The 24,178-nt window shown below is 71.6% G+C and carries 22 protein-coding genes; 10 read left to right on the top strand and 12 right to left on the bottom strand.

Annotated features, from left to right (window positions below; genetic code table 11):
- Position 1: 1 nt before the first annotated feature.
- Positions 2–673, bottom strand: a complete 672-nt coding sequence (locus BM355_RS10390; RefSeq protein WP_091698142.1) for an ABC transporter ATP-binding protein — start codon at positions 671–673, stop codon at positions 2–4.
- 27 nt (positions 674–700) lie between these two features.
- Positions 701–1,840 (bottom strand): ABC transporter permease, encoded by a 1,140-nt coding sequence (locus BM355_RS10385; protein ID WP_091698140.1) that lies wholly within the window; start codon positions 1,838–1,840, stop codon positions 701–703.
- Between BM355_RS10385 and BM355_RS10380 the strand changes: the two genes are divergently transcribed.
- The 3 genes from BM355_RS10380 to BM355_RS10370 are packed head-to-tail and all read left to right on the top strand — an operon-like array spanning position 1,839 to position 4,323.
- Entirely contained in the window at positions 1,839–3,263 is a 1,425-nt protein-coding gene (locus BM355_RS10380; RefSeq protein WP_091698137.1) for a sensor histidine kinase, read from the top strand. The two genes, BM355_RS10385 and BM355_RS10380, sit on opposite strands and share 2 nt — an antisense overlap.
- Positions 3,260–3,916 (top strand): response regulator transcription factor, encoded by a 657-nt coding sequence (locus BM355_RS10375; RefSeq protein ID WP_091698135.1) that lies wholly within the window; start codon positions 3,260–3,262, stop codon positions 3,914–3,916. The genes BM355_RS10380 and BM355_RS10375 overlap by 4 nt, the downstream gene beginning before the upstream one ends.
- A complete protein-coding gene (locus BM355_RS10370) occupies positions 3,913–4,323 on the top strand; it encodes a hypothetical protein (RefSeq protein ID WP_143109481.1) in 411 nt (136 codons plus the stop codon). Before BM355_RS10375 ends, BM355_RS10370 begins: the two co-directional genes overlap by 4 nt.
- Here BM355_RS10370 and BM355_RS10365 read toward each other — a convergent pair.
- A complete protein-coding gene (locus BM355_RS10365; protein WP_245760739.1) occupies positions 4,298–4,963 on the bottom strand; it encodes a carbonic anhydrase in 666 nt (221 codons plus the stop codon). The genes BM355_RS10370 and BM355_RS10365 overlap by 26 nt on opposite strands.
- On the bottom strand, positions 4,960–5,556 hold the full coding sequence (locus BM355_RS10360) for a DUF4245 domain-containing protein (RefSeq protein ID WP_091698131.1): 597 nt from the start codon (positions 5,554–5,556) through the stop codon (positions 4,960–4,962). Before BM355_RS10360 ends, BM355_RS10365 begins: the two co-directional genes overlap by 4 nt.
- A 235-nt stretch (positions 5,557–5,791) precedes the next feature.
- Between BM355_RS10360 and glpX the strand changes: the two genes are divergently transcribed.
- On the top strand, positions 5,792–6,739 hold the full coding sequence (gene glpX, locus BM355_RS10355) for a class II fructose-bisphosphatase (protein WP_091698214.1): 948 nt from the start codon (positions 5,792–5,794) through the stop codon (positions 6,737–6,739).
- A gap of 30 nt (positions 6,740–6,769) precedes the next feature.
- Here glpX and manA read toward each other — a convergent pair whose 3' ends face one another.
- Genes manA through BM355_RS10335 form a run of 4 tightly spaced genes read right to left on the bottom strand, consistent with a single transcriptional unit; the run spans position 6,770 to position 11,518 of the window.
- The gene (gene manA / locus BM355_RS10350; protein ID WP_091698129.1) at positions 6,770–8,041 is read right to left on the bottom strand and encodes a mannose-6-phosphate isomerase, class I; all 1,272 of its coding nucleotides are present in this window, start codon (positions 8,039–8,041) and stop codon (positions 6,770–6,772) included.
- 10 nt (positions 8,042–8,051) lie between these two features.
- Positions 8,052–9,653 (bottom strand): LCP family protein, encoded by a 1,602-nt coding sequence (locus BM355_RS10345; RefSeq protein ID WP_091698126.1) that lies wholly within the window; start codon positions 9,651–9,653, stop codon positions 8,052–8,054.
- Between the two features lie 33 nt (positions 9,654–9,686).
- On the bottom strand, positions 9,687–10,307 hold the full coding sequence (purE, locus tag BM355_RS10340) for a 5-(carboxyamino)imidazole ribonucleotide mutase (RefSeq protein ID WP_091698124.1): 621 nt from the start codon (positions 10,305–10,307) through the stop codon (positions 9,687–9,689).
- The gene (locus tag BM355_RS10335) at positions 10,307–11,518 is read right to left on the bottom strand and encodes a 5-(carboxyamino)imidazole ribonucleotide synthase (RefSeq protein ID WP_091698122.1); all 1,212 of its coding nucleotides are present in this window, start codon (positions 11,516–11,518) and stop codon (positions 10,307–10,309) included. The genes purE and BM355_RS10335 overlap by 1 nt, the downstream gene beginning before the upstream one ends.
- Before the next feature lie 134 nt (positions 11,519–11,652).
- Between BM355_RS10335 and BM355_RS10330 the strand changes: the two genes are divergently transcribed.
- Complete coding sequence (locus BM355_RS10330) at positions 11,653–12,234, top strand: GtrA family protein (protein WP_091698119.1); 582 nt, start codon at positions 11,653–11,655, stop codon at positions 12,232–12,234.
- Between the two features lie 129 nt (positions 12,235–12,363).
- Here BM355_RS10330 and BM355_RS10325 read toward each other — a convergent pair whose 3' ends face one another.
- Entirely contained in the window at positions 12,364–13,131 is a 768-nt protein-coding gene (locus BM355_RS10325) for a TIGR03089 family protein (RefSeq protein WP_091698116.1), read from the bottom strand.
- A 348-nt stretch (positions 13,132–13,479) separates the two neighbouring features.
- On the opposite strand from BM355_RS10325, the gene BM355_RS14670 reads away from it, so the two are divergent.
- Genes BM355_RS14670 through BM355_RS14340 form a run of 3 tightly spaced genes read left to right on the top strand, consistent with a single transcriptional unit; the run spans position 13,480 to position 19,216 of the window.
- The gene (locus BM355_RS14670; protein WP_091698114.1) at positions 13,480–14,034 is read left to right on the top strand and encodes a WhiB family transcriptional regulator; all 555 of its coding nucleotides are present in this window, start codon (positions 13,480–13,482) and stop codon (positions 14,032–14,034) included.
- A gap of 35 nt (positions 14,035–14,069) precedes the next feature.
- Positions 14,070–17,474 carry a glycosyltransferase gene (locus tag BM355_RS10315; RefSeq protein ID WP_091698112.1) on the top strand — a complete coding sequence of 1,135 codons (3,405 nt, stop codon included), beginning with the start codon at positions 14,070–14,072 and terminating at the stop codon, positions 17,472–17,474.
- Positions 17,471–19,216, top strand: coding sequence for a DUF5719 family protein (locus BM355_RS14340; RefSeq protein ID WP_091698109.1), 1,746 nt, complete (start codon positions 17,471–17,473; stop codon positions 19,214–19,216). The genes BM355_RS10315 and BM355_RS14340 overlap by 4 nt, the downstream gene beginning before the upstream one ends.
- A 20-nt stretch (positions 19,217–19,236) precedes the next feature.
- Here BM355_RS14340 and BM355_RS10305 read toward each other — a convergent pair whose 3' ends face one another.
- Positions 19,237–19,731 (bottom strand): metallopeptidase family protein, encoded by a 495-nt coding sequence (locus BM355_RS10305; protein ID WP_218154332.1) that lies wholly within the window; start codon positions 19,729–19,731, stop codon positions 19,237–19,239.
- A 124-nt stretch (positions 19,732–19,855) separates the two neighbouring features.
- Between BM355_RS10305 and BM355_RS10300 the strand changes: the two genes are divergently transcribed.
- Complete coding sequence (locus BM355_RS10300) at positions 19,856–20,335, top strand: DUF3499 family protein (RefSeq protein WP_375544964.1); 480 nt, start codon at positions 19,856–19,858, stop codon at positions 20,333–20,335.
- 36 nt (positions 20,336–20,371) lie between these two features.
- On the opposite strand, the gene BM355_RS10295 is transcribed toward BM355_RS10300, so the two are convergent.
- Positions 20,372–21,055 (bottom strand): HNH endonuclease signature motif containing protein, encoded by a 684-nt coding sequence (locus BM355_RS10295; protein WP_091698101.1) that lies wholly within the window; start codon positions 21,053–21,055, stop codon positions 20,372–20,374.
- Positions 20,980–22,179: a hypothetical protein gene (locus BM355_RS10290; RefSeq protein ID WP_143109479.1), complete on the bottom strand. Its 1,200-nt coding sequence runs from the start codon at positions 22,177–22,179 to the stop codon at positions 20,980–20,982. The genes BM355_RS10295 and BM355_RS10290 overlap by 76 nt, the downstream gene beginning before the upstream one ends.
- Before the next feature lie 397 nt (positions 22,180–22,576).
- Here BM355_RS10290 and ahcY point away from each other — a divergent pair, with 397 nt between their 5' ends.
- Positions 22,577–24,175: an adenosylhomocysteinase gene (gene ahcY, locus BM355_RS10285; protein WP_091698096.1), complete on the top strand. Its 1,599-nt coding sequence runs from the start codon at positions 22,577–22,579 to the stop codon at positions 24,173–24,175.
- Positions 24,176–24,178 lie beyond the last annotated feature (3 nt).

Genomic DNA, 24,178 nt, shown 5'->3' with positions numbered 1-24,178 from the left:
TCTAGTGTTCGCTCACCCGGCCATCCCTCATGTGCACTGCCCGGTCGGCCACCGGGACGGACTCCAGATCATGGGTCACCACCACGGTGGCCAGGCCCCGCTCATGGGTCAGCCGGGCCAGCAGATCCATCACCTCCGCCGAGCGGTCCTGGTCCAGCGCGGCGGTGGGCTCGTCCACCAGCATCACCGCGGGCCGGCCCATCAGGGCGCGGGCGATGTTCACCCGCTGGCGCATGCCGCCGGAGAGCTGGTGGGGCCTGCGGTCCGCGGCCCGCTCCATCCCGACGGCGGCCAGGGCCTCCCGCGCGGCGCTGCGGGAGTCACGGGGCCGGGTTCCGCTCAGGGCCTCGGAGAGCTGCAGCTGCTCCAGGGCTGTGAGCGAGGGCAGCAGATGGGGCTGCTGGAACACCAGGCCGACGTCCTCCCTCCGGATACGGGTGCGCTCGGCGGCGGAGGCACCGGTGACCGGACGGTCATCGATGGTCACGGTTCCGGACGTGGGGGTGACCAGGGCCCCGGCCACGGCCAACAGGCTGGACTTGCCCGAGCCGGAGGGGCCCACCAGGGCGACCATCTGGCCGTCCGGGACGGTGAGGTCCACAGAGTCCAGGGCGAGCAGGGTGCCGGATTCACCGTCCGGGTAGGCCAGGGTGAGGTTCTCGAGAGTGAGCATGAGGGGTCCTTTCGGGAGGTTGTGGGATCAGCTGCCGCCGAGGGCCAACAGCGGGTCCACCCGGGTGGTGCGCCAGACGGCCACCGCCGCGGCGAGCATCCCCAGGACCACGGTCAGTCCGAACGGCAGGGCGGCGGTCACCCAGTCCACCTGGACGGGGACGGCCTGCGCGGCGAACACGGCGCCGGCCGTGCCCAGGGCGGTCCCCAGGGCGGCGCCCACCAGCAGCACGATCCCCGCCTGGAGCAGACCGTCGGTGATCACCCAGCGGTTGGTGGCCCCCAGTGCCTTGAGCACCGCGATGTCCCGGGTCCGCTGCACGGTGAACACCGCCATGAACGCGGCGATCACCAGGGCGGAGATGCCGTAGAGGAAGGCCTGCATCATCACCAGGGACCCGTTCTCCGAGGAGTAGGCCGGCAGGGCGGACAGGGCCCCGTTCACATCCGTGACGGCGGTGGCGGTGTCAGCGGCCAGGGCGGCGAGCTCGTCTTCGGAAACGTCTGTCCCCGTACCCACCACCAGCGCGGTGGCGGTGCCCTCCTCCGCGTGGGTGGCCGTGCGCCACTGCTCCAGCGGCAGCCACATCACGGGGATGTGCGAGTAGTACTCACCCTCCACCACGGCCTGCACGCTCAGCTCCCGCCCGTTGACGGTGAGCCCGTCGCCGGCCTGCACCCCCAGGTCCTCCGCGGCCGGTGCGCTGACCAGCAGACCGGTGAGGCCATCGTCGGGAAGGTCCGCGTCAGCGGGCAGCAGCCGGCTGCCCGGCTCCACGGCGATCATCGCCACGGCGGCTGCAGACGTCCCGCTGTCCGCGCGGGACTGGCTGATGCCCACCGGCTCGGCCCAATCCACTGAGGGGGACTCGGCCCAGGACTGGAGCTGATCCGCACTGGTCTGGGAGGAGGTGAAGGAGACCTCCACGTCCTCGGCGGACTCGGCGTGCGGGGCCCCGAACACCACGGAGACCTGCTGATACTCGCCGGCGTTCTTCCAGGCGGTCACCGCGGAGATGTTCTGGTGCGCCAGCCCGTTGGTCAGCCCGGTCAGGAAGACCAGCAGCAGGCAGATCAGCGCGACCACCGCACCCATCAGGGCGTAGCGGCCGCGGGCGAAGCGGACGTCGCGCACGGAGAGGAAGGGTGTGGTGAGGATCGGGGTCATGCCCTCCAGCCTCCTGCGAACGGGGGCGGTGGACATCGGCCAGGGTGAGGATCGTGAATCAACCGAAGGATGGACCGGCGCCGGTGCGGCGGGGCGGCAGGCGCGTTACTCTGCACCCATGGGAGAGGTCCTCACTGCGGCAGATGCCGCCCAGCTGCAGCCCAGCCGCCGGATCCAGGTGCTGCTGGGCTCCATGCGCGTGGCCCTGCACGTCACGGTGGCCGCGCTGCTGGTGCTGGGCCTGGCCCGGTGCTGGCAGGCATCCCACGGCGCGGGGGACTGGGGCCGGCTCACCCTGGCCGGGGTCCTGGCGGCGGTCTTCGCCGGGGTGTACGTGGCCGGGACGTTCGTGGAGAAACGGCGCAGCGAGGGCGGCTGGACCGGGATCGGCGGCGCACGAGATCAGATCGTGGTGCGCTGGCAACTGCCCTGGCTGGTCACCGTCACCGTGCTCTGGCTCGGACTGGTCATCACCTACGTGGACTTCGCCTGGCTGGTCTTCCCGCTGTTCTTCCTGCACCTGCACGTGGTGGGGCGCCGGTCCGTCCCCGCGGCGCTGGCCTGCGTGGTGGGACTGACCGCCGTGGTCCTGGTGGCCTACGCCGTGCACCGGGACGGACTGGATGTGGGCGCGGTCATCGGGCCGGTGATCGGCGCCCTGGTGGCCGTGGTCATGTCCGCCGCCTACGCGCTCTTCTACGACGAGGCCCAGCGCCAGCAGCGGATCATCGCCGAGCTGCAGGCCGCCCGCGCGGACCTGGCCGCCGCCGAACGCCACGCCGGCGCGCTGCGCGAACGCCACCGGTGGGCCCGCGAGGTGCATGACACCGTGGCCCAGGGACTGGCCTCCGTGGTGCTGCTCTCCCGCGCGGCCCTGGAGCAGCAGCCAGCCGAGCCGATCGCCGGGCAGCTGGCACAGATGGAACGCACCGCCGCCCACAGCCTGGGCCAGGCCCGGGCCCTGGTGGGCCAGGACGCCGCGGACCGCGCGGAAGCGACCCCGGTGGGCGAGCTGGTGCAGGACCTGGAGTCACTGTGCGCGGCCACCCAGTCCACCGCCCGGCAGTCCGGAGCCGTGCTGAAGGTGAGCTTCCACGGGGTGGTGCCGGATGAGCACGCGGACCTGGGCACAGCGTCCGCCACGGTGGTCCGCCGCGTGGCGCAGTCGGCCCTGTCCAACGTCCTGTTGCACGCGCAGGCCACCCGGTGCGTGGTCACCTTCACCCTCCACCAGGACGGCTGCACCCTGGACATCCACGACGACGGCCGGGGCCGAGGCGGTCGGCCGGCGGGTTTCGGGATTGAGACGATGAGACAGCGCGCCGTCGAGCGTGGCGGCACCCTGGCGGTCGAGGATGCCCTGCCCGATGGGTCCGGCACCGTGGTGGCGCTGAGCCTGCCGAGAGAGGGGGCTGTGGGATGACCGAGGAGTCGGTGATGCTGCGCGTGGTGCTGGTGGACGACCACCCGGTGGTGCGGGCCGGACTGCGTGCCGTGCTCGAGTCCGGCGGCGGGATCAGCGTGGTGGCCGAGGCGGAGGACTCGGCGCAGGCGCTCGCGGCCGTGGACCGGCAGGTGGGTCTGGGCGAGGGGCCGGACGTGGTGGTGATGGACATCGAGCTGGGCGGAGGGCCGTCCGGGATCGAGACCACCCGCCAGCTGGCACAGCGGCATCCGCGGCTCCCGGTCCTGATGGTGACCACCTACAGCAGTTCTGCCGATGTGCAGTCAGCCCTGCAGGCCGGTGCCGTGGGCTACCTGCTCAAGGACGCCTCCGCCGCCGATCTGCGGGACGCGGTGGTCAAGGCCGCTCAGGGGATGACGGTGCTGCCGGCGGAGATCGCCCGCCGAGCTCTGGGCGGCACGCGCGGACTGGCCGAGGCGCTGAGTCCGCGTGAGGTCCAGATCCTGGAGCTGCTGGTCACCGGGCGGACCAATCAGCAGCTGGCCGCGGAGCTGTTCATCTCCCAGGCCACCGTGAAGACCCACCTGAACCACATCTTCACCAAGCTGGGCGTGGCCACCCGCACGGAGGCCGTGGCAGCGGCCCGGACCCATGGCATCATCCGGGGATGACGAGCGTGCGGTGGGCCCTGCTGGCGGTGCTGCTGGTGGTCCTCCCGTTCATCCGGGACATCGTGCAGCCGATGATCCCCTTCGAGGAGACCGACTGGGTCCAGGCCAGGGTGTACACCTGGCTCACCCTCGGCGCCGCGGCCGTGGGATCCGTGGTGGTGACGCTGGCCGCCCGCTGGGACCGGTGGAGGTCGGCATTCTGGCTGGGCGTCGTCGGGGTGGTGCTGTGCCTGGTGCGCGCGCTGGGGTACTGCTGGATGATCACCACCGAGACCAACATCGGTGCCGGCTTCATGTTCCTGGCCTCCGGGGCGCTGCTGGCCCTCTGCGCGATGGTGCTGCTGGTCCTGACCGTCCGGCGGTGGCGAGTGCTGCGTCGGGTCAGCGCGGCAGGTCAGGGTCGGTGACCTCGCCGATGGCGTGTACGGCCTTGCCGGAACCGCCGGCCAGGGAGTAGGTCACCCCGATCACCGCGGTGCGGCCCTGCTCCACGGCGGCGCTGAGCGCGCGGGAGGACTCCACGATCCGGTCGCAGGTCTGGCCCACATGCTCGGCCACGGTCCCGTCCACATCCTTCACCCCGGAGCGCCGGGCGGCGATCACGGACGGGGTGATGCGCTCCACCAGCGAGCGGATGAAGCCCGGGGGCATCTGGCCGGAGGCGTAGGACTCCACCGCCGCGGTCACCGCACCGCAGCTGTCATGGCCCAGGACCACGATCAGCGGGATGTCCAGCACGTCCACCGAGTACTCCAGGGAGCCCAGCACGGCGTCGTCGATCACCTGCCCGGCGGTGCGGATGACGAACACATCGCCCAGGCCGACGTCGAAGATGATCTCAGCGGCCAGGCGGGAATCCGAGCAGCCGAAGATCACGGCAACCGGGTGCTGTCCACCGGCCAGGGAGGCCCGGCGTGCGGCGTCCTGGTTGGGGTGGTCGGAGACCCCGTCCACGAAGCGCTGGTTGCCCTCGCGCAGCAGCTTCCAGACGTCGTCCGGGGTGGGGCGCTCAGACCGGGCCAGCTGCTGCAGCGGGGTGGGGCTCACTGAGCGGCTCCCTCGGAGGCGGCCTGCAGGGCGGTGGCCATCGCCTCCAGGTCGGAGAGCTCACCGGACCCGGAGATCACCACGGTGGTCCCCTCCAGCTCGCCCACCAGGTGTCGGTCGCCCTCCGCCGGCTCGTGCAGTGCCCAGGCGATGCCGTCCACGGAGACCTGACCGGCGTTCGGGGCGCCCTTGACGGTCTGGCTCAGCCAGGTGGGGTTGGACTGATCGGTCTGGGTCAGGCCCACGAACTCCTCCTGGCCGGTCACGTACCCGGCCTCCCAGGCCGGCACCTGGTCCGCACCGCCGCTGCGCAGCCGGGCGTAGGTGGCGCGCCAGCCCTCGGGGACCTCAGGGGAGAGCGCGGTGTAGTCCAGACCGGCGGTGGCCTGAGTGGCCACGGCATCCACATCCACCGGGCGCTCGTAGGTCTCGGCGGTGCTGCCGGGGTTCAGGAAGTAGACCATCAGCGCCACGGCCAGCGTGGCCAGGACCGAGAGCACCATGGCCATCGCCGACTGCCCCGCCCGCTTCGCCTGCTTCTCGGTGAGCTGCGGCTTGGGCGCGGGGGGAGTGGTGGTGCTGGAAGTCGTCACGGCCCCATTCTGCCACTGTGCAGCGCACTAGGATGGTGGAACAGGACGTGAGCAGGTCCTCCACCACCCTCAACACCACAGACGGAGAGACACGGTGACTTCAGAGCAGTCCGAGAACAAGGGCGTTCCGGCGCAGACAGCATCCGCACCGTCCGCACAGCGGGCACGCGGCCAGCACACCTCCATCAGCCCGGACCTGGCGGTCTCCGGGACCGAGCCGGACCGCAACCTGGCCATGGAGCTGGTCCGCGTGACCGAGGCGGCGGCCATCGCCGCCGGCCACTGGGTGGGCTACGGGGACAAGAACACCGCCGACGGCGCCGCCGTGGACGCCATGCGCGAGTTCATGGACACCGTCCAGATGAACGGCGTGGTGGTGATCGGCGAGGGCGAGAAGGACGAGGCGCCCATGCTCTACAACGGGGAGAACGTCGGCGACGGCACCGGCCCCGAGGTGGACGTGGCCGTGGACCCGATCGACGGCACCCGGCTGACCGCCCTGGGTTACAACAACGCCCTCTCGGTGTTCGCCGTCGCGGAGCGCGGGGCCATGTTCGACCCCTCGGCCGTGTTCTACATGGACAAGATGGTGGTGGGCCCGGAGGCCGCGGACTTCGTGGACCTGCGTCTGCCGGTCAAGCAGAACATCCACCTGGTCTCCAAGGCGCTGAACAAGCCGGCCAGCCAGCTCAATGTCTGCGTGCTGGAGCGTCCTCGCCACGAGAAGCTGGTCCAGGAGATCCGTGAGGCCGGCGCCCGCGTGAAGTTCATCATGGACGGTGACGTGGCCGGCGGCATCGCAGCGGCCCGTCCCGGCACCGATGTGGACATGCTGCTGGGGATCGGCGGCACCCCGGAGGGGATCGTCACCGCCTGCGCCATCAAGGCCACCGGCGGCATCATCCAAGGCCGCCTGGCTCCCGTGGACGACGCCGAGCGTCAGCGTGCGATCGACGCCGGCCACGACCTGGACGCCGTGCTGTCCACCAACGACCTGGTCAAGTCCGACAACTGCTACTTCGCCGCCACTGGCATCACCGACGGTGACCTGCTGCGCGGCGTGCGCTACGACAACGACCGCGTGATCACCCAGTCCATGGTGATGCGCTCCAAGTCCGGCACCGTGCGGATCGTGGAGGCCGAGCACCAGGTGCGCAAGTGGCGCAAGTGGCTGGACGACTGAGCCCAGCCTGCAGCACTGCGGCTGAGCTGATCAGCTGAGCGCGGGGACCGTCACGGAGAACACCGTGGCGGTCCCTTCGTGTTCGTCACCCGCAACAGCGTGCACAGTGGCCTGGGCGTCATCCGCCCCCAGGAACACGGACTCACCCGGAGCCAGGGTCAGTGTCTGCGCGGCCTGACCGTCCTGTCCTGACGAGCGCACCTGAACGGAACCGGCCACGCACACCGCGATCACCGGGCCGTGGGCGGTCAGCGCACGCCCCTCGGCAGCTGGCAGGTCCAGGCGCTCCACCTCGAACTCCTCCACCGGCGGGGCGAACCGCTGGTGTCCCTCCGCGCCGGAGGAGCTGTTCAGATACGGCACGGGCATCGGCTCGAACACCACCACGCGCTCCAGCTCCGGCACGTCCACGTGCTTGCCGGTCAGACCGCCGCGCAGGACATTGTCCGAGGCGGCCATCACCTCCACGCCCAGTCCGTGCAGGTAGGCATGCACGTTCCCGGCGGGCAGGAAGATCGCCTGACCGGGGGCCAGGTCCACGCGGTGCAGCAGCAGGGAGACCATCACCCCGGGATCGCCCGGGAAGTGCTCGGCGATCCCCACGGCGGTGGCCAGGTTCAGGTCATCCTCCAGCACGTCCGGGGCATGGTTCAGGGCCCCGACGGCGGCCTCCACCCAGTCGCCTCCGGCCCACCCGCCGCTGGGGTCCAGCAGGGCGGAGAAGACCTCCTGCAGTCGCCCGCCGTAGAGCTTCAGGCTCAGGTGGGCGGCTGAGGCGGCCTCCGGTGAGGTGGCCCCGTCCCCGTACTCGGTCAGCACCTGGGCCAGCCGTTCGAAGGACCGTGCCGAGGCCTCGGTGTCCCGGAATCCGCACAGGGCGGAGAACGGGGTCAGGGCCACGACCATCTCCGGCTTGTGGTTGTCGTCCTTGTAGTTCCGGTGCGGGGCATCGGCCGGGACTCCGGCCTGCTCCTCGGCGGCGTACCCGGCGCGGGCCTGCTCCAGGGTGGGGTGGGCCTGGATGGACAGGGGCTGTCCTGCGGCCAGCAGCTTCACCAGAAACGGGAGCCGTCCGAACCGCTCGGCGGAGCCGAGCAGACCTGCCGGGTCCTGCGCCAGGAGGGCGTCCAGCGGAACCTGCGTGCCGTCGTCGGGAAGGACTGCCAGGGAGGGGGCACCGGGATGCGCGCCCATCCACACCTCAGCCTCCGGGCGACCCGTGGGGGTGCGACCTTCGAGGTCGGCGAGCAGGGTGCTCGAACCCCAGGAGTAGTCACGGACGGGACAGCGCAGAGCGAACATGGATCCCAGCCTATCGGCCGGGGGCGCACAGGTGGTTCGTGGCGGCGGCCTGCTCCAGCAGTCCCACCTGGCCGGTGTCCTCGGCCCACTGCAGGTACTCCGGGGTGATGGGGGAGCCGTCCGGCTGGGTGGGCGGTGCCGGCCACTCGCTCTGCGGGGTGCCGGGGGTGGCCGAGGGGGTGGACGCCGCCGGCAGCTGGGCGAAGCGGGTGAGCAGCGGCAGGGCCTGCGGGCCGTACGGGCCGGAGGAGGCTGCGGCCTGGGCGGACTCGGCGAGCTTCTGGTCCACGCGGGAGTGGATCAGCTCGTAGTCCGGGAAGGTGGTGAACCGGTCGCCCTCGAAGTCCGGCGGGCCGATGGTCATCCGCTCCATGGGATGGCTGCGGGACTGGGCGGCCAGGGAGACGAAGGTGCCCAGCTGCTGGCCGGGCAGGTCCGTCTCCACGATCTGCTCGCCGGCCCGCATGATCCCTTCGAAGCGGGTCAGCAGGGTCTGGGGGTTGAACTGGGCCAGCATGGCCGACTGCACGCACTGCTGGCGGGCGATGCGGGCGTAGTCGTTGGTGTGCAGGCGAGAGCGGGCGTAGCCCAGGGCGTCGGCGCCGTTGAACGTGTACTCGCCCGGCGCCCACCAGACGTTGCCCCACTGGCCGTCCGGGCGCACACCGCGGTAGGGGGTGTACCCGCCGGTGGTCACCGAGACACCGCCCATGGCGTCGATCAGCTGGGCGAACCCGTCCATGTCCACCAGGGCGTACCCCTGGATCTCCAGACCCAGGATCCCGCCGGCGGCGTCCTTCATCGCCTCGGCGCCCGGGTCCGCCGCGCCGGGGTAGAGACCGGCGTGCTGGTTCGTCACGTCCATGTACAGCGCGTTGATGATGCACGCGTCCCCGCAGCTGTACCCGTCCGGGTAGACCTGCCACAGGGGGGAGTCCTCGGTGAACGGCGCGTTCTGCATGTTCCGGGGGATGGAGAACATGACCACCTGGCCGGAGTCGGCGTCGATCGAGGCCACGTGGATGGAGTCCGGCCGCAGACCCTCACGTCCCTCACCGGCGTCCCCGCCCATCACCAGGAAGTTGTAGCGCCCGTCCACGGGGTCGATCGCCGGGCGGACGGCGAAGATGTTGCCCAGGGAGTTCCGGGCGGTGTTCACCGCGTAGGACCCGTAGCCCAGCACGCCGCCGGTCAGCAGCATCAGCCCCACCGTCAGGGCGCCGACCACCCGTTTCATCCCGGGCGCCAGCAGGTTCCAGCGGATGATCCCGAAGGTGTCCACCCACAGGATCAGCCAGCCCACGGCCAGCGCCGCCAGCACCACCACGGCCACCAGCTGAACCACCGTGTTCGAGGCCAGCCAGAGCAGCGGCCGGTTGAAGAACAGGGCGAGCAGCACGCCCAGGACGAGCAGCGCCCACACGGTCAGGGTGACCCGCAGGGCCAACCGGCCCAGACGGCGGTCCCCGGCGACCACCTGGGCCGCGCCGGGCAGCACCAGGGTGAGACCGAGCAGCATCAGCGCTCGCTTGGTGCGGTCCGGAGCGGAGAGCCGTTCCGGGGTGCGCACGGGCGAGGGCGGGGTGGGATCCAGCTGCGAAGGGGAAGTCATACCGTCATTCCGGCTGGGCGCGGCGCCCGAGCCTCAGAGCGCTCCAGTGTAGTTCGATCGACCTGAGTCCTGGCTGAGAGACGCGCTCAGGGCGGCCCCCTTTCCTGCGGCGGTGTCCCGCAGGTCCGCGGCGAACTCGGTCAGCCGGGTGCGCAGGGTCTCGGCCTCCGGGGTGTCGCCCGTGGCCAGCATCCGCACGGCCAGCAGCCCGGCGTTGCGGGCCCCGCCGATCGAGACGGTGGCCACCGGCACGCCCGCGGGCATCTGCACGATCGAGAGCAGCGAGTCCATCCCGTCCAGGGTCTTCAACGGGACCGGCACCCCGATCACCGGCAGCGGCGTGGTGGAGGCCAGCATGCCCGGCAGGTGGGCAGCCCCGCCCGCACCGGCGATGATCACCCGGATGCCCCGCTCCTGCGCGGTGGCCCCGAACTCGACCATCTCGTGCGGCATGCGGTGAGCCGAGACCACATCCACCAGATACGGGATGCCGAACTCCTCCAGCGCGTCCGCGGCGGCCTGCATGACCGGCCAGTCCGAGTCAGACCCCATCACGACGGCGACTCGCGCCTGGGTGCCTGCGCTCGCCGGGGCGGCGGGCTGGGTGGTGCCCGGGGCGATGGGGGTGACGGGTGAGGACGGGGGAGTGGTCATCAGGATTCCTGGGTCTGGGCTGGCTGGGCGGGCTGGGCGGGCTCAGGGCGGGTGGCGGAGGACCCGTCCCGGATGATGGCTGCGGCTCCCTCGGCGGCCGCGCGGGCGGCGTCCAGGTCCTCGGGGCGGGGGGCCACCACGTTGACGTGGCCGATCTTGCGTCCCGGGCGCACGGACTTGCCGTAGGCGTGGACCTTGGCCTCCGGGTGGGCGCGCAGGGCCTCCGGGAAGGCGGAGTACAGGTCCTGGTTCGCACCGCCCAGGTAGTTCTTCATCACCGTGTACGCACCCACCGGGTCCGTGGAGCCCAGGGGCAGATCCAGCACCGCACGCACATGCTGTTCGAACTGACCGGTGACCGCACCGTCCATGGACCAGTGCCCGGAGTTGTGCGGACGCATGGCCAGCTCGTTGACCATGAACCCCGGACCAGTGCCCGGGGTCTCGAAGAGCTCCACGGCCAGCATGCCCGTCACCCCCAGCCCCTCGGCCAAGGTGACCGCTGCCTGCTGAGCCGCGCTGGCCGTCGTCGGGCTCAATCCTGGTGCGGGGGCCGTGACCAGGTCACACACGCCCTCGGTCTGGAGGGACTCGACCACCGGGTAGACAGCCGTCTGCCCGGACGGGGTGCGGGCCACCTGCGCGGAGAGCTCGCGGGTGAACGGGACCATCTGCTCCACCAGCAGTGCCTCGAAGTCCAGCTCGAACCAGTCGGTGCACGCGGCGGCCTGCTCCGGGGTGCGGACCACGCGCACGCCCTTGCCGTCGTACCCGCCGCGCGGGGTCTTGAGCACCACCGGCCAGCCGATGCGCTCGCCGAAGGCGGTCAGCTCGCTGACGGAGGACACCGCCGCCCACTCCGGGTTGGGCAGGCCCAGGCGCTCGCAGGCCTGACGCATCAGCAGCTTGTCCTGGGCGTACTGCAGGGCATCGGGGCCGGGGTGCAGGACCACGCCCTCGGCCTGCAGGGTGCGCAGGTGCTCGGCGGGGACGTGCTCGTGGTCGAAGGTCACCACGTCCACCGTCGCCGCGAACGCGCGCAGGGCCGCCAGATCGCGGTAGTCGCCGACCTCATGGTCAGCTGCCGTCACCGCGGACACGTCCGGGCCCTCCGCGAGCACGCGCAGTCGAATGCCCAAGGCGGTTGCGGGCGGGGCCATCATCCGGGCCAGCTGTCCGCCGCCGACCACTCCAAGTACCGGGAAAGTCACTCGTTCAGGGTATCGACCCCAGCTGGGTGTGGGGGACCGCACGCTGTATGACGCCTGAACGTCCAGCGAATCGGAGGCTGGGCGGTCTAGAGTGTGCGGGTCACAGTCCCTCACAAGGAGCCGACCCCACACTCATGCTCAGCAACCTCTGGCAGCGTCTGATGGCGCTGGTGCGCATGCTCTGGCGGGAGGTCGCCAAATTCGGCACCGTGGGCGCGGCGGCCTTCGTGATCGACTCCGCCGTCTTCATCTGGATGCTCAACGGCCCCCTGGAGGGCAGCCCCGTCAAGGCCAAGATCGTGGCCGGCGTGGTGGCGACGATCTTCTCCTGGGTGGCCAACCGCTTCTGGACCTTCCGGCACCGCAGGCAGAACAACGTGGTCCGGGAGCTGGTCCTGTTCCTGGTGATGAACGCGATCGGGCTGGGCATCCAGGCCGGCTGCGTGTTCATCGCCCAGTACTGGATGGGCCTGACCGACTCCACCAGCCTGTTCATCGCCGGCAACGTGATCGGCCTGTTCTTCGGCACGGTCTTCCGCTTCTTCGCCTACCGCTTCTGGGTGTTCACCGAGGAGATGGACGCCGACCCGGCCTTCGCCCACGACCGCGAGCTGCTCACCGGACAGCTGCCGGTGGTGCGCGAACGCCGTGCTGATCCCGTGGGTCAGGACGCCGAGGCCCCGTCCGCTCGCACCCCGGCCGAGCCCGGCCGCTGACCCAGCTGCGCAGGGCGGTGCTCCCGCACTGACCAGCCCACCCGGCCGGCCCCGCTCGCCTGATCATGATCACGCCACGTGGGTGTCGGCTCGGCGTGTCTCAACACCTTCTGCGCACGTGATCTGGAGTCAGGCGGTGAGGCCTTCGTCGGTGAGGGCCTGGGTGCTGGTCTCGTCCAGCTCGGACAGTGACTCCGCGGGGACCAGGACCACCGGGCGCAGGGTGTCCCAGGCGGTGATGGCGGTCAGCAGCAGGGCGGCGTCGAGCCGTCGTCCACCCGCCGCGACAGCCGTCCCGCGGGACTGCTCGACGATCCATGCACTGGCCGAGGTGACGGAGCCGTCGTCGGGACGCTCATCCTGGGCCAGCGCTGGAAGCGTGGCCGGGGAGAGGTCCGGTGCCGGGAGCAGGAACTGGTCGGCCTGCTGGCGCACCTCGGCGGAGAGGTCCACGGCGTGGGCAGGCAGATCGCCGCTGAACTCGGTGTCCGTGGCGCCGGACGAGACGGCGATCAGCACCCCGGGATGATCGACCCACTGCTCGGGCCGGTCGGTGAGGACGGCATCGGTGGGCACGGCGTCCGGGGAGTCCGGAACGGAGCGGATCAGGGTCAGCTCGGCGCCGGACCACAGCGCCCCCAAGGACACGGCCAGTGACTTCCACGCGGCGGGCAGGTCCACCGCCATCCGGGAGCCGCTGCTCAGCCCTTCCACGTCCAACAGATTCGCGGTCTTGGCGGCCCAGTTCACCAGCACGCGGCCGGAGAGCTCGATCCGTCCCTCGGCGTCGGCGGCACCCGGATACTGCACCACCGCCGGTCGCGGCGAGGCCTCGAGGCGGTCGATCAGAGGGCGGGGATCGGGGCCGGAGAAGCTGAGCGAACCGAGGCAGACCATGGGTCCAGACTGTCACATCAGGGACCGTCGGCAACACGCCGAATCTGCGGAGCGGACGACTCGGCGTGTCGTGCTCAGTTCGGCCCGAGCACAGGTCTGCAGAACCCCCGCCGCACTTGACGAAAGGGTACTTACACCCATGTAATTAGTGGCAGAGAACGGTCTCGGTGACCCAGGCGCTTCCCCTCGTCCGACCCACCGACGCAACTGCCCTCCGCCGCGCCATGAGAAGGCATCGCAGGCGGCGGGGACGGCGTCGGCTGCAGGATGCGCCCGGCAATCCCGCCGTACCCGGTACCCCGAGATCCGGATCCGGGACGCAACGCAGCATGGGGAAGGACCCAGAACATGGACAACGCACAACGGCTGGAGGACCTCCGGCACGGACACGTTGCCGACGCAGCACCTCCACGTCGAGGCGTACCAGCTGACTGGTTCGTTGACCCGGCGGATCCGGATGCCTCGCGCCGGCTCCAGGAGACCGGATCCCTGGATGACCTGGCCGCCGCCTTCCTGACCGCCCACGAGGACACCGACTCCGACGAACAGGCCGAGGCCACTGTCACCGCCCTGCATCCGGGCACGGAGACCCCGCGCACCGACCGTGAGCGCCGCGGCTCCGACTCCCAGAGCGGCGTCTGGCTGGGACTGCCCGGTCTGGCCGATCCCCTGGAGGTCGAAGGCGAGCTGGCCTGGCAGGTGGACGCCCTGTGCGCCCAGACCGACCCAGAGGCCTTCTTCCCGGAGAAGGGCGGCTCCACCCGTGACGCCAAGAAGGTCTGTGCCTCCTGCACCGTGCGCAGCGAGTGCCTGGAGTACGCCCTCTCCAACGATGAACGGTTCGGCATCTGGGGCGGCCTCTCCGAGCGGGAGAGGCGCCGGCTGCGGAAGCGGTCGAGCTGATCGACACCCAGCACGAACAGCACGTCACGGTCCTGGTGGTCGTGGACGAGTTCCCGGAGCGGACGGCCCACGCCGTCCGCTCCGCTGTGCTGCAGACGTCCCCACCGCGGCGCGTGGTGGTGCATGCCCGCCCCGGGTCCCTCACCGGTGAGCTGAAGGAGCAGCTGCGCACCCTGGCCCGGGACGCCTCCATCCCGCTGGAGCTGACCGAGACGCAGGAACCGCTGACCGCAGACCTGACCCGCGCGCTCGCAGACCGCGCGGACGGTGCACCGGCGGATCAGCAGTGGATCTGGCTGCTGCGCAGTGACAGCCACGCGGATCCCTCCGCCCTGGACCAGTTGCTGCGCACGGTGGAGACCTCCCCGTCCGTGACCGTGGCCGGCTGCACGGTGGTGGACGCCGAGCACCCGCGGCACCTGGTCTCGGTGGGCACCACGGTCACTGCCTCGGCCCAGCCGATCACCCTGCTGGAGCCCGGTGAGCTGGACCAGGGACAGCATGATGCCCGCAGCGACGTCCTGGCCGTCCCGCTCCCGGGCATGCTCGTGCGCCAGGACGTGTGGGCCATGCTGGACGGCCTGGACCCGCACACGCCCGAGCGCGCGGCCGCCACCGACCTGTGCTGGCGCAGCCGTCTGGCCGGGCACCGCGTGGTGGTGGTCCCCGGTGCGCGGATCCACCAGCAGCCGGCGGACACCGACCCGGATGAGTCGCGAACCCGGCGCCGGGCAGAGGCGGAGCTGCGCGAGGCCGCCGTGTGGCTGCGGCTCAAGCACGCCCCCGCCCTGGCTGTCCCGGTCCTCTGGCTGTGGAGCCTGATCACCGCGGTCGGCGCCTTCCTGGGATCCCTGCTGGCCAAGGAGCCGGAGGTGGGGACGGCCCGGCTGACCGGCACCCTGCGCACGCTGCTCCGGCCTCTGGCCCTGGCCAGGTCCCGACGACGGGCACGCGCCTCCCGGACCGTCTCCCGGTCCGTGGTGGGTCCCCTGAAGGCCACCCGCCGCGAGGTGCGCGCGCATCGGCGGGGACTGCTGGACCTGGACAGTCCCGAGGAGGTGATCGGCGACGGCACCGGCAGCACCACTGATGAGCACCAGCCGACCGGGGACCACGACGACTTCACCGCGCTGGCCACACCGGAGCGCAACTGGGTGGGCCTGGGCCTGGTGGTTGCGCTGGTGCTGCTCGGGGGGCTCTCGCTGGTGGGCTGGTGGGGGCTGCTCGGTGCTGAGACCGCCACCGGAGGCGCCCTGCTGCCGCTGAGCGAGCAGGCATCCGTGCTGTGGCACCACGCGGTGAACGGCTGGTCCACCGCCGGACTGGGCGGCCCCGGACAGGCCGGCCCGTTCGGACTGCTCATGGCGGTGGCGGGATCCACCGGACACGGTTCGGCGGTGCTGCTCTGGCTGATCCTGATGGCCATGCCGCTGGCGGCCGCCGGCGCGTGGGCGCTGGCCGGCAGCGTGGCACGCAGCCGAGGCGGTCGCCTGCTGATGGCCCTGCTGTGGGGGTGCTCCCCGGCCCTGCTGGTGGCCACCGGGCAGGGACGGATCGGTGCGGTGCTGGTCCACGTGCTGCTTCCATGGCTGGGCGTGGCCGTGCTGCGCGCAGTGGGGGCGGCCGCCCAGCATCGTCTGGACCCGGAGGGCACACCGGTGGATCGCAGGCCACGGCCGGGCCGCCGCGGCGTGATCTCCTGGACCGCATCCGGATGGACGGCCCTGCTGCTGGCCGTCCTGACCGCCGCGGCACCCGTGCTGCTGCCCGTCCTGCTGGCCGGCCTCCTCCTGGTGGCCATGATCACCCGCAGCCGGGGCCGGACCCTGTGGTGGACACCGCTGCCCACTCTGGCCCTGTGGCTGCCGGCCCTGTGGGTGCACCACTCCACTCCGCGGGCGCTGCTCGCTGATCCAGGTGTCCCGTTGGCCGCCGACCCCGCTCCCGTCTGGCAGCAGCTGCTCGGCTTCCCCCTGGCACTCACCCCGGAAGCCGACCTGGCCGCACTGCCCTGGGCCGGGGGGCTGGACCCGAACCTGCCGTGGACGCTGATCGCCGCGCTGGTGATCGGGGTGCCCGTGCTGCTGCTCGCCGGCCTCGGTCTCTTCTCGCCGGGCCGGCCCGGGCGGGTGGCCCGCACCGGTGCCGTGATCACCGTGCTGGGGCTGCTGGGCGCCTGGTCGGCCCCCCTGCTGGTGACGTCCCTGGACGCCGCCGGGCAGACCGTCACCGTCGGCATCGCCGTGTTCACCTCGGTGGTGCTGCTCGGACTGCTCCTGGCCGCCCAGGCCGGCGTGCATACCCTGCGTGAGGCGGGCACCCTGGCCAGGGCCGTCGTCGGGGTGCTGGCCGGTCTGGCCGTGGTCTCGGTGGCCCTGACCTCCACCCTGTGGCTGAGCCCCCGCCTGGCCGGCACGGCTCCTGCGGCCGGGGTCGCACAGGGCACCCACGAGGACGTCGGTTTCAGCACGGTGGTGCGCGGGGAGCGGCAGCGGACCGTTCCTGCCACGGCCGCTGACCAGGGGCTGAGCCGTCTGTCCACCCGCACCCTGGTGCTCGAGCGGACCGAGGAGGGGCTGGCGGTGGGTCTGGTGAGCGGATCGGGCACCACCCTGGACCACCTCTCCGGTGCCGTCACCACACGCACGCTCACAGGCCCCCTCACCGCACCCCGGCAGGCTCGGCCCGACCCGGCCGACGAGGCCCTGCGCAGCCTGGCCGTCCAGCTGACCTCCGGCAGCGCCGAGGATCCGCGTCCGGCCCTGGAGTCCTTCGGGGCGGCCTTCGTGGTCCTGCGCGACCCTGAGGGGGGAGAGGCGTCCACGGCGGCCGCCATCGACGCCGTCCCCGGGCTCTCGAGTGTGGGCCTGACTGACTCCGGCTGGCTCTGGCGGGCCACCCCGGCCCAGGACGGCGGACCGGAGGCGGCGGGAGTGCTGGGGGTCGAGGACCGTCAGGGCTTCTTCACCTCCCGGGCGCGCGTGGAGGACGCTGAGGGCCAGGTCCAGCTGCTGCTCGCGCAGGCGGAGGGGCGCGTGCAGAGCACGGTGCCGGCCGCTGATGCCCCCCGATCCGTGGTCCTGGCCGAGCGCGCCGATCCGGGCTGGCGGGCCACCCTGGACGGCCGTCCGCTCACCGCTCTCCCGGCCACGGGTGAGGGGACGTCCGCGTCGGCGTGGGCGCAGCGGTTCGAGCTGCCCGCCACCGGCGGCGAGCTGACCGTCTGGTACGAGTCCGGTGTCCCGGCCTGGCTCTGGTGGGTGGCGGCGCTGCTGGTGGGCTTCGCCGCCTTGTTGGCCATCCCGACGCCGGCCCGCAGGGGGCGTGCCCCGCTCACCTCCCGCGCCTCTGTGCAGGGCAGCGGGCCCGGCGTGGAGCCAGATGCCGCGGTGGGCACCGTCGATCCCGATCATGACCAGGATGCGGAGGAGGTCCGATGAGCAGCACCCCGGAACATCCTGGAGGGTCCGAGCGGACGGCGCCGGAGGAGGCGGTGGACGCCGCAGAGGCCGCCGCCGAGCGCGCCCAGCGTCGGGAGGCCGTCCTGAAGGCGCACCGCCGGTCGCGCCGCTGGCGCGGCCGTGCCCTGGCCGCGGCCGCAGGCGCCGGCGCCATGGTGCTGGTGGGCGGTGTGGCCGTCGTCGGGAGCATCTCTCCTGCCGTGATGCCGGAGGTGGATGGCGCCGCCCACCCTGCCCGTCTGACCGCCTCTGCGGCGAGTATGGTCTGTCCGCCGGCGCCGCGTCTGCCGGAGGGAGCCGCCGCGGGCACGGACACCGAGTTCAGCCCCGTCTCCACGAGTGCGGAGTGGACCTCCCGTGTCCTGCTGCTCTCGGATCTGGCCGGTCGTGTCCCTGGCGCCGTGGTCTCTCCGGTCGGTGCGGAGCCGGGATCTGAGGGTGAACGGCTCACCCCGGCCCAGCCCGTGGACCTCCAACAGGGTGCCCCGGCCACGGCAGGGCAGGACGGCGTGCCGGTCCAGCAGGCCTCGGTGCACTCGGTGCCGGGCGGAAGGGACTTGGCGGCCGGCCAGCTCACCACCGTGGAGCCGCTGGGCGGTCAGGCGGCGTTGGCGTCCGCGGTGACCGGGTACACCGCGCAGGACGGGGACCTGGCGGGACTGGCGGCGGCCGACTGTCAGGCGCCCGCGCACCGTCACTGGTTGACGGGGGCCAGCACCACGCTGGGCACCACCTCGGTGCTGACCCTGGTCAACCCGTCCACCACGGCCTCCACCGTGGATCTGGACCTGCTGGGTGCGGACGGGCCGGTGGAGGCTCCGGGGGCGCGGGGGATCGTGCTGGCGCCGGGGGAGAGCACCTCGGTGGTCCTGGCGGGGTTGGCGCCGGATCAGGAGCATGTGGCCGTGCGGGTGATGGCCTCGGGCGGAGCGGTGACGGCCGGCATCCAGCAGCACCGGCTCGACGGGGTCACCCCTGCGGGAGTGGAGCTGATCCAGCCGGGCGCGGAGCCGTCCGCCACAGCCGTGGTCCCCGGGGTGAGGATCCCCAGTGCCACCGTGCTGGAGGAGCTTTCCGATCCGGCTGCGGGTCCCTCGCTGCTGATCGCCGCACCGGTGACCTCCGGGCCCACCCGGGCCGAGGTGAGTGTGATCGGTCCGGACGGCGAGGTGGACCTGCCCGAGACGGCGGAGGTGGACCTCGCTCCGGGTTCTGCGGTGCGGGTGCCGCTGGCAGGGGTGCCCCGCGGCGAGTACACCGTCACGGTCTCCGCCGATGGCCCGGTGGTGGCCTCTGCCCGCGGTCTGGACACCATGGAGGCCGAGCTGCCTGAGGGCGGCGACGCCCAGCCCGTGGACCGGGCGACCATGCCCGCCGCGGCCCCGCTGGGGCTGGAGCAGATGGTCGCCCTGCCCTCGCACGCACGCAGTCACCTGGTGCTGGCCGCTCCGGACGGTGGTGCGGTGGAGCTGACCGCGGTGCATGCTGACGGCTCGGTGGGGCAGCCTCACGAGCAGGAGGTCGCCGCCGGGCGTCAGGTCCGCCTGGACGTGCGGGAGCTGGCCGAAGACGGTCAGCGGGTGGCCGGTCTGGTCATCACGACGACGGCCGGCTCGGTCCACGCTGGCCTCACCCAGCGCTCTGCGCAGGGGATCTCGGCCGTCCCGGTCGGGGCTGAGCCGGAGCAGGCTGCAGGCATCCCGGTGCGCGTGCGTCCGTGACTGTTCGGACGGCGCGGGGCTCAGTCCTGCTGGTCCGGGTCGATGGAGGCCGGGTCCACTCCGGTCAGGGCGGCCCACTGCTCCACCAGGGTGGCATAGACCAGTTCGGCGAGCAGCCCGTGGTCCGGTGAGGTCCCGGCTCCGCCGGCGCGTGCCTCCAGGGGTCTGCGGTACAGGGTGATCACGGGTGTGCCGTCCGGGTCCCGGGTCGAGTCGCCCAGGGGATCGTCCACGGCGCCGGATCCCCAGGTCTGCAGAGCGCTGATCCGCTGATCGAGACGGTCGGGGATCATGGCGGTGCGGAATCTGGTCTGCTCCACAGCTGGGCCCACCCGGGGCGCCAGGCGTTCCACGGCATCGGCCACCAGGTCCTCGAACCGTTCGCCGGGGGTGCGCCGCGCGGGGGCGGCGGGCGGCAGCAGCGGTCCGCGCAGTCCCCGTCCATGTCGGTCTCGGCGGCGGCGACGGACCGGGCGGCTGCGCGCCGCAGACGGCATCCGATCCTGAGAGTCCATGCCCCGATGCTAGACCTCGGGCTGGGCGGTGTGTGCACCTGGGGCAATCGGAGCGGCGGGGGTAGGGTGGTCTGCCGTGGGATCGAACCGTACGTGCTCCAAGACCAGCTGCCAGGGCTCTGCCGTGGCCACTCTGACGTACAACTATGCCGATTCCACGGTGGTGCTGGGGCCCCTGTCTCGCCTGGCCGAGCCGCACACCTACGATCTGTGCCGCCGCCATGCGCAGTCGATGACCGCCCCCAAGGGCTGGGAGCTGCTGCGTCTGGAGCTGCCGCCGGGGGAGTACCGGCCCGCTGAGCCCGATGACCTGCTGGCGGTGGCCCATGCCGTGCAGGCACCGCTGCAGTCCCGCACCCACGGGCAGTTCCGCGCGCCGGAGGCGGACCAGCGGCAGCCCGAGCGCACCGAGTCGCGTGGCAGCTCGGTGGATCGCTCCGTGCGCAGCCCCCAGGACGATGCGCCGGCCACACCAGAGCGGACCTCCGGAGCTCAGGGCGGCTCCACCGCTCGAAGTGAGCGCCCCGAACCGCTGGGTGTGGACGGTCCCGCCCGCCCCGGCCGCCCCCCGCTGCGCCTGCTGAAGGACCCCGAGGCGAAGTAGATCTTTCCCCTTCTCTTGGCGCAGTTGTCCCCTGGTTCATTGGTCGTGCCAGTGCAGGTTGCGTGCGGGGACGGGTTGGTGTTCCTGGGTCTGCTGTGACGCGCTGGTGTCCTGGACGCGGGGGATGCCGTCTGTCATCTGGACGGTGAGTTGGTCGTGGTGCAGGGCTTGGTGGTGGTGGGAGCACAGCAGGACCCCGTTCTCCACGGAGGTGGGCCCTTCGTGTTTCTTCCAGAATCGGATGTGGTGGATCTGGCACCAGGCCGCTGGGCTCCAACAGCCGGGGGCGGCGCAGCCGTGGTCACGGGCGATGATGGCCTTGCGGATCCCGGGCGGGAAGGGTCTCTGGGCTCGTCCGATGTCCAACACTTCACCGGCACCTCCCAGCACGACGGGTATCAGGTCTGCATCACAGGCCCAGGCTCGGATGACCCGGGGGTCGATCGGCCCGGTGAACGTCCCGGCCGAGACGACCGGTCCGCGCAGCACCCCGGGTGGGTGTTGATCAGCCAGGTGCTCCGGTATCGGTGGGGGTGGGGGCAGATTCGGGTGGGCGGCCAGTTCTCCGGTGAGGGTCTGGTAGTCGATGTGGACCATCACCTGGGGTCGGGCTCCGCCGGTGTTGGAGAGCGCGCCGGCCTCGGTCATCTGCAGGGCCGCGCCCAGGGCGGCGATGATCGCATCGACCTGCTGACGCTGACGCTCCTCGGCCCGCAGCATCCCCGGGTAGAAGAACCCGGCACCAACTGGGTCGTCTTCACCCTCTGCGCCCTGCCCTGCTTGATCAGCTGCACCGGTGGGGGCGGTGAGGTCGAACAGGCCCTGGCTGTCCTCTGATTCGGGGCAGGAACCATCGGATCGAGTTCCCGGGCCCCGGTTCCGTGATCGCGCTGCCGGTTCTTGGGGGCGCGGGGGTTGGTGCCAGCGCTGGTGACGGTCTGGATGATCTCGTGTTGGGCCTGGGTGAGCCAGAGCTGCCAGAGGAACAGTCCGTTCTCTTCGCGCACGTACTTCGCCGACCGGCCCTGATGCACCACCGCTTGGGTGGCTCGGGCACCGGATTCGGTGATGAGCTGGTCGAACTCGGTCCGCCACCGGGCACAGGCCCGGCTCACCGCCGACGGGGCAGCACCCCGGGCCTGGCCCATCAGCCGGGCCTGGCCCTGGGTGATCAGCCGATCCACCAGGGCCCGGTCTGCTCCGGCCCGCACCGCAGCAGCACGCGCGGAGGTCAGTGTCCGGGTGATCGCATCCACCACGGCCGGGTCCAAGGACGTATCACGCAGTGCTCCGGTTACCTGTGGCAGTGAGGCCGGGACAGCAGTGCCGTCTGGGGTCTGGTCGGTGGGTGGGGTCAAGTGGTGGGCGGCTCGGTCCACGCGCTGGTGGGTCTCCCGCCGGGGGGTCTGTTGGGTCTTCTCCAGGAACTCGGCGGCATTGCGGAACGCAGTCTTGCCCTGCGGCAGTCCCAGCAGACGGTGCCGAGCCTTCGGGTCCTGCAGCACCCGGTCGGTCACCCCGGCCACCGCGGTCTGAGCCAGCTCCACCACCCGGGCCAGACGCCCCACCCCGGACTGGACCTGGGCCAACGTCACGGGCCAGGGTCCCGATGCCAGACCCGCGGTGGGGCCACCGGCAGTGCTCAGGGCTGTTCCGGCGAGAGCGCTGACGGAAACCCCGCAGGCCGAGCCCTCGGCGAGGGAGGCTGAACCCGTGGAGGAGACTTCAGTCACCGGGGCCAGCTGCTCGGTCAGCTCTGCAGCGCACAACCGGCCAGCCAGGTCTTGAGCCACCGTCTGTGCCAGCTCGATCAGCTCACCCAACCCCAGCCCCGAGGTATCCACCGACACAGCCGAGGCGCCTGACACTGGAGCCGCAGGCTGGACCGCGACCAGCCCCGGGCCGGCAGATCGTACTGCTCCCGACTCGGCCGCGTTAGCCTCGGCCGCGTTAGCCTCGCCCGCGTTGGCCTCGTCCACCGTGACTGCCATCCGATCCACCTCCTCCCCGGTGACTCACTGCTGATCTCCCAAGAACCCCGCCGTCCTCGTACATATATTCGACCACGCGGCACGGACACGATAAGGACCACATCACGGAAACGGGGAGAAGAACATCCAACCGGTCACCTGTGCAGGACGCGGGCGCAGGCGACTGGGATCAGGCGGCGGAGGACCGGACTCACGTCCCGAGGCGTAGCCCGGCGTGAGCCGACAGGGGCTTGACGACTACGCTGGGGGGATGACCCAGAACCCCGCAGGAACCCCTGACACCGCCACGCCCGCTGCGCAGCAGAACCAGCAGACCACCCCCGCCACGGACCCGGCCTACGCCAACCGGGTGACCGTCCCCGGGGCCGCCTTCGACTTCGCGGTGAAGGACCTGTCCCTGGCCGAGGCCGGACGCCATCAGATCCGCCTGGCCGAGCACGAGATGCCCGGGCTGATGTCCCTGCGGGAGGAGTACGGAGCCTCCCAGCCGCTGAAGGGCGCGCGCATCGCCGGGTCGCTGCACATGACCGTCCAGACGGCGGTGCTGATTGAGACCCTGACCGCCCTGGGTGCCGAGGTCCGCTGGGCTTCCTGCAACATCTTCTCCACGCAGGACGAAGCCGCGGCGGCCGTCGTCGTGGGAGAGGGAACCCCGGAGAACCCGGCCGGCGTGCCCGTGTTCGCGTGGAAGAACGAGACCCTGCCGGACTACTGGTGGACGGCCTCGCAGATCCTGGACTGGGGTCCGGAGACCGCTCCCACCATGATCCTGGACGACGGCGGGGATGCGACCCTGCTGGTGCACAAGGGCGTGGAGTTCGAGGCGGCCGGCGCCGTGCCCTCGGCCACGGAGGAGGACCCGGAGGAGTACCGGATCATCCTGGACACCCTGCGCCGCTCCCTGGCCGAGCGTCCGCAGCACTTCACCCGGATCGCCGAGTCCATCCAGGGCGTCTCGGAGGAGACCACCACGGGTGTGCACCGTCTCTACCAGCTGGCCGAGGCCGGGCAGCTGCTCTTTCCGGCGGTCAACGTCAACGATGCCGTCACCAAGTCCAAGTTCGACAACAAGTACGGCATCCGCCACTCCCTGCCGGACGGCATCATGCGCGCCACGGACGTGCTGATCGGCGGCAAGGTCGCGGTGGTGTGCGGCTACGGGGACGTGGGCAAGGGTGCCGCTGAGGCGCTGCGCGGCCAGGGCGCCCGGGTGATCGTGACCGAGATCGACCCGATCTGCGCGCTGCAGGCCGCCATGGACGGCTACCAGGTGGCCGAGCTGCAGGACGTGCTCTCGGTCGGTGACATCTTCATCACCACCACCGGTGGCAAGGACATCATCATGGCCCAGGACATGGTCGCCATGAAGGACAAGGCCATCGTGGGCAATGTGGGCCACTTCGACAACGAGATCGACATGGCCGGCCTGGGCCGGATCCCGGGCGTGCAGAAGGTGGAGATCAAGCCGCAGGTGCACGAGTGGGTGTTCGATTCCGGGCAGGAGTCCGAGCGGTCGATCATCGTGCTCTCCGAGGGCCGTCTGCTGAACCTGGGCAACGCCACCGGGCACCCGTCCTTCGTGATGAGCGCCTCCTTCACCAACCAGGTGATGGCCCAGATCGAGCTGTTCGGCGTGCGCGGGCAGGACGGGGAGCAGGGCGCCGGTGCGCTGACCGGCCAGGCCTATGAGAAGCAGGTCTACACGCTGCCCAAGGTTCTGGATGAGAAGGTCGCGCGGCTGCACCTGGACGCCCTGGGCGTGCGGCTGACCGAGCTGTCCAAGGAGCAGGCCGAGTACCTGGGTGTGGACGTGGCCGGGCCGTACAAGCCGGACCACTACCGGTACTGATCT

The organism is Micrococcus terreus (assembly GCF_900116905.1).
Lineage (GTDB): Bacteria > Actinomycetota > Actinomycetes > Actinomycetales > Micrococcaceae > Citricoccus > Citricoccus terreus.
This window is presented reverse-complemented; position numbering and strand designations above follow the sequence as displayed.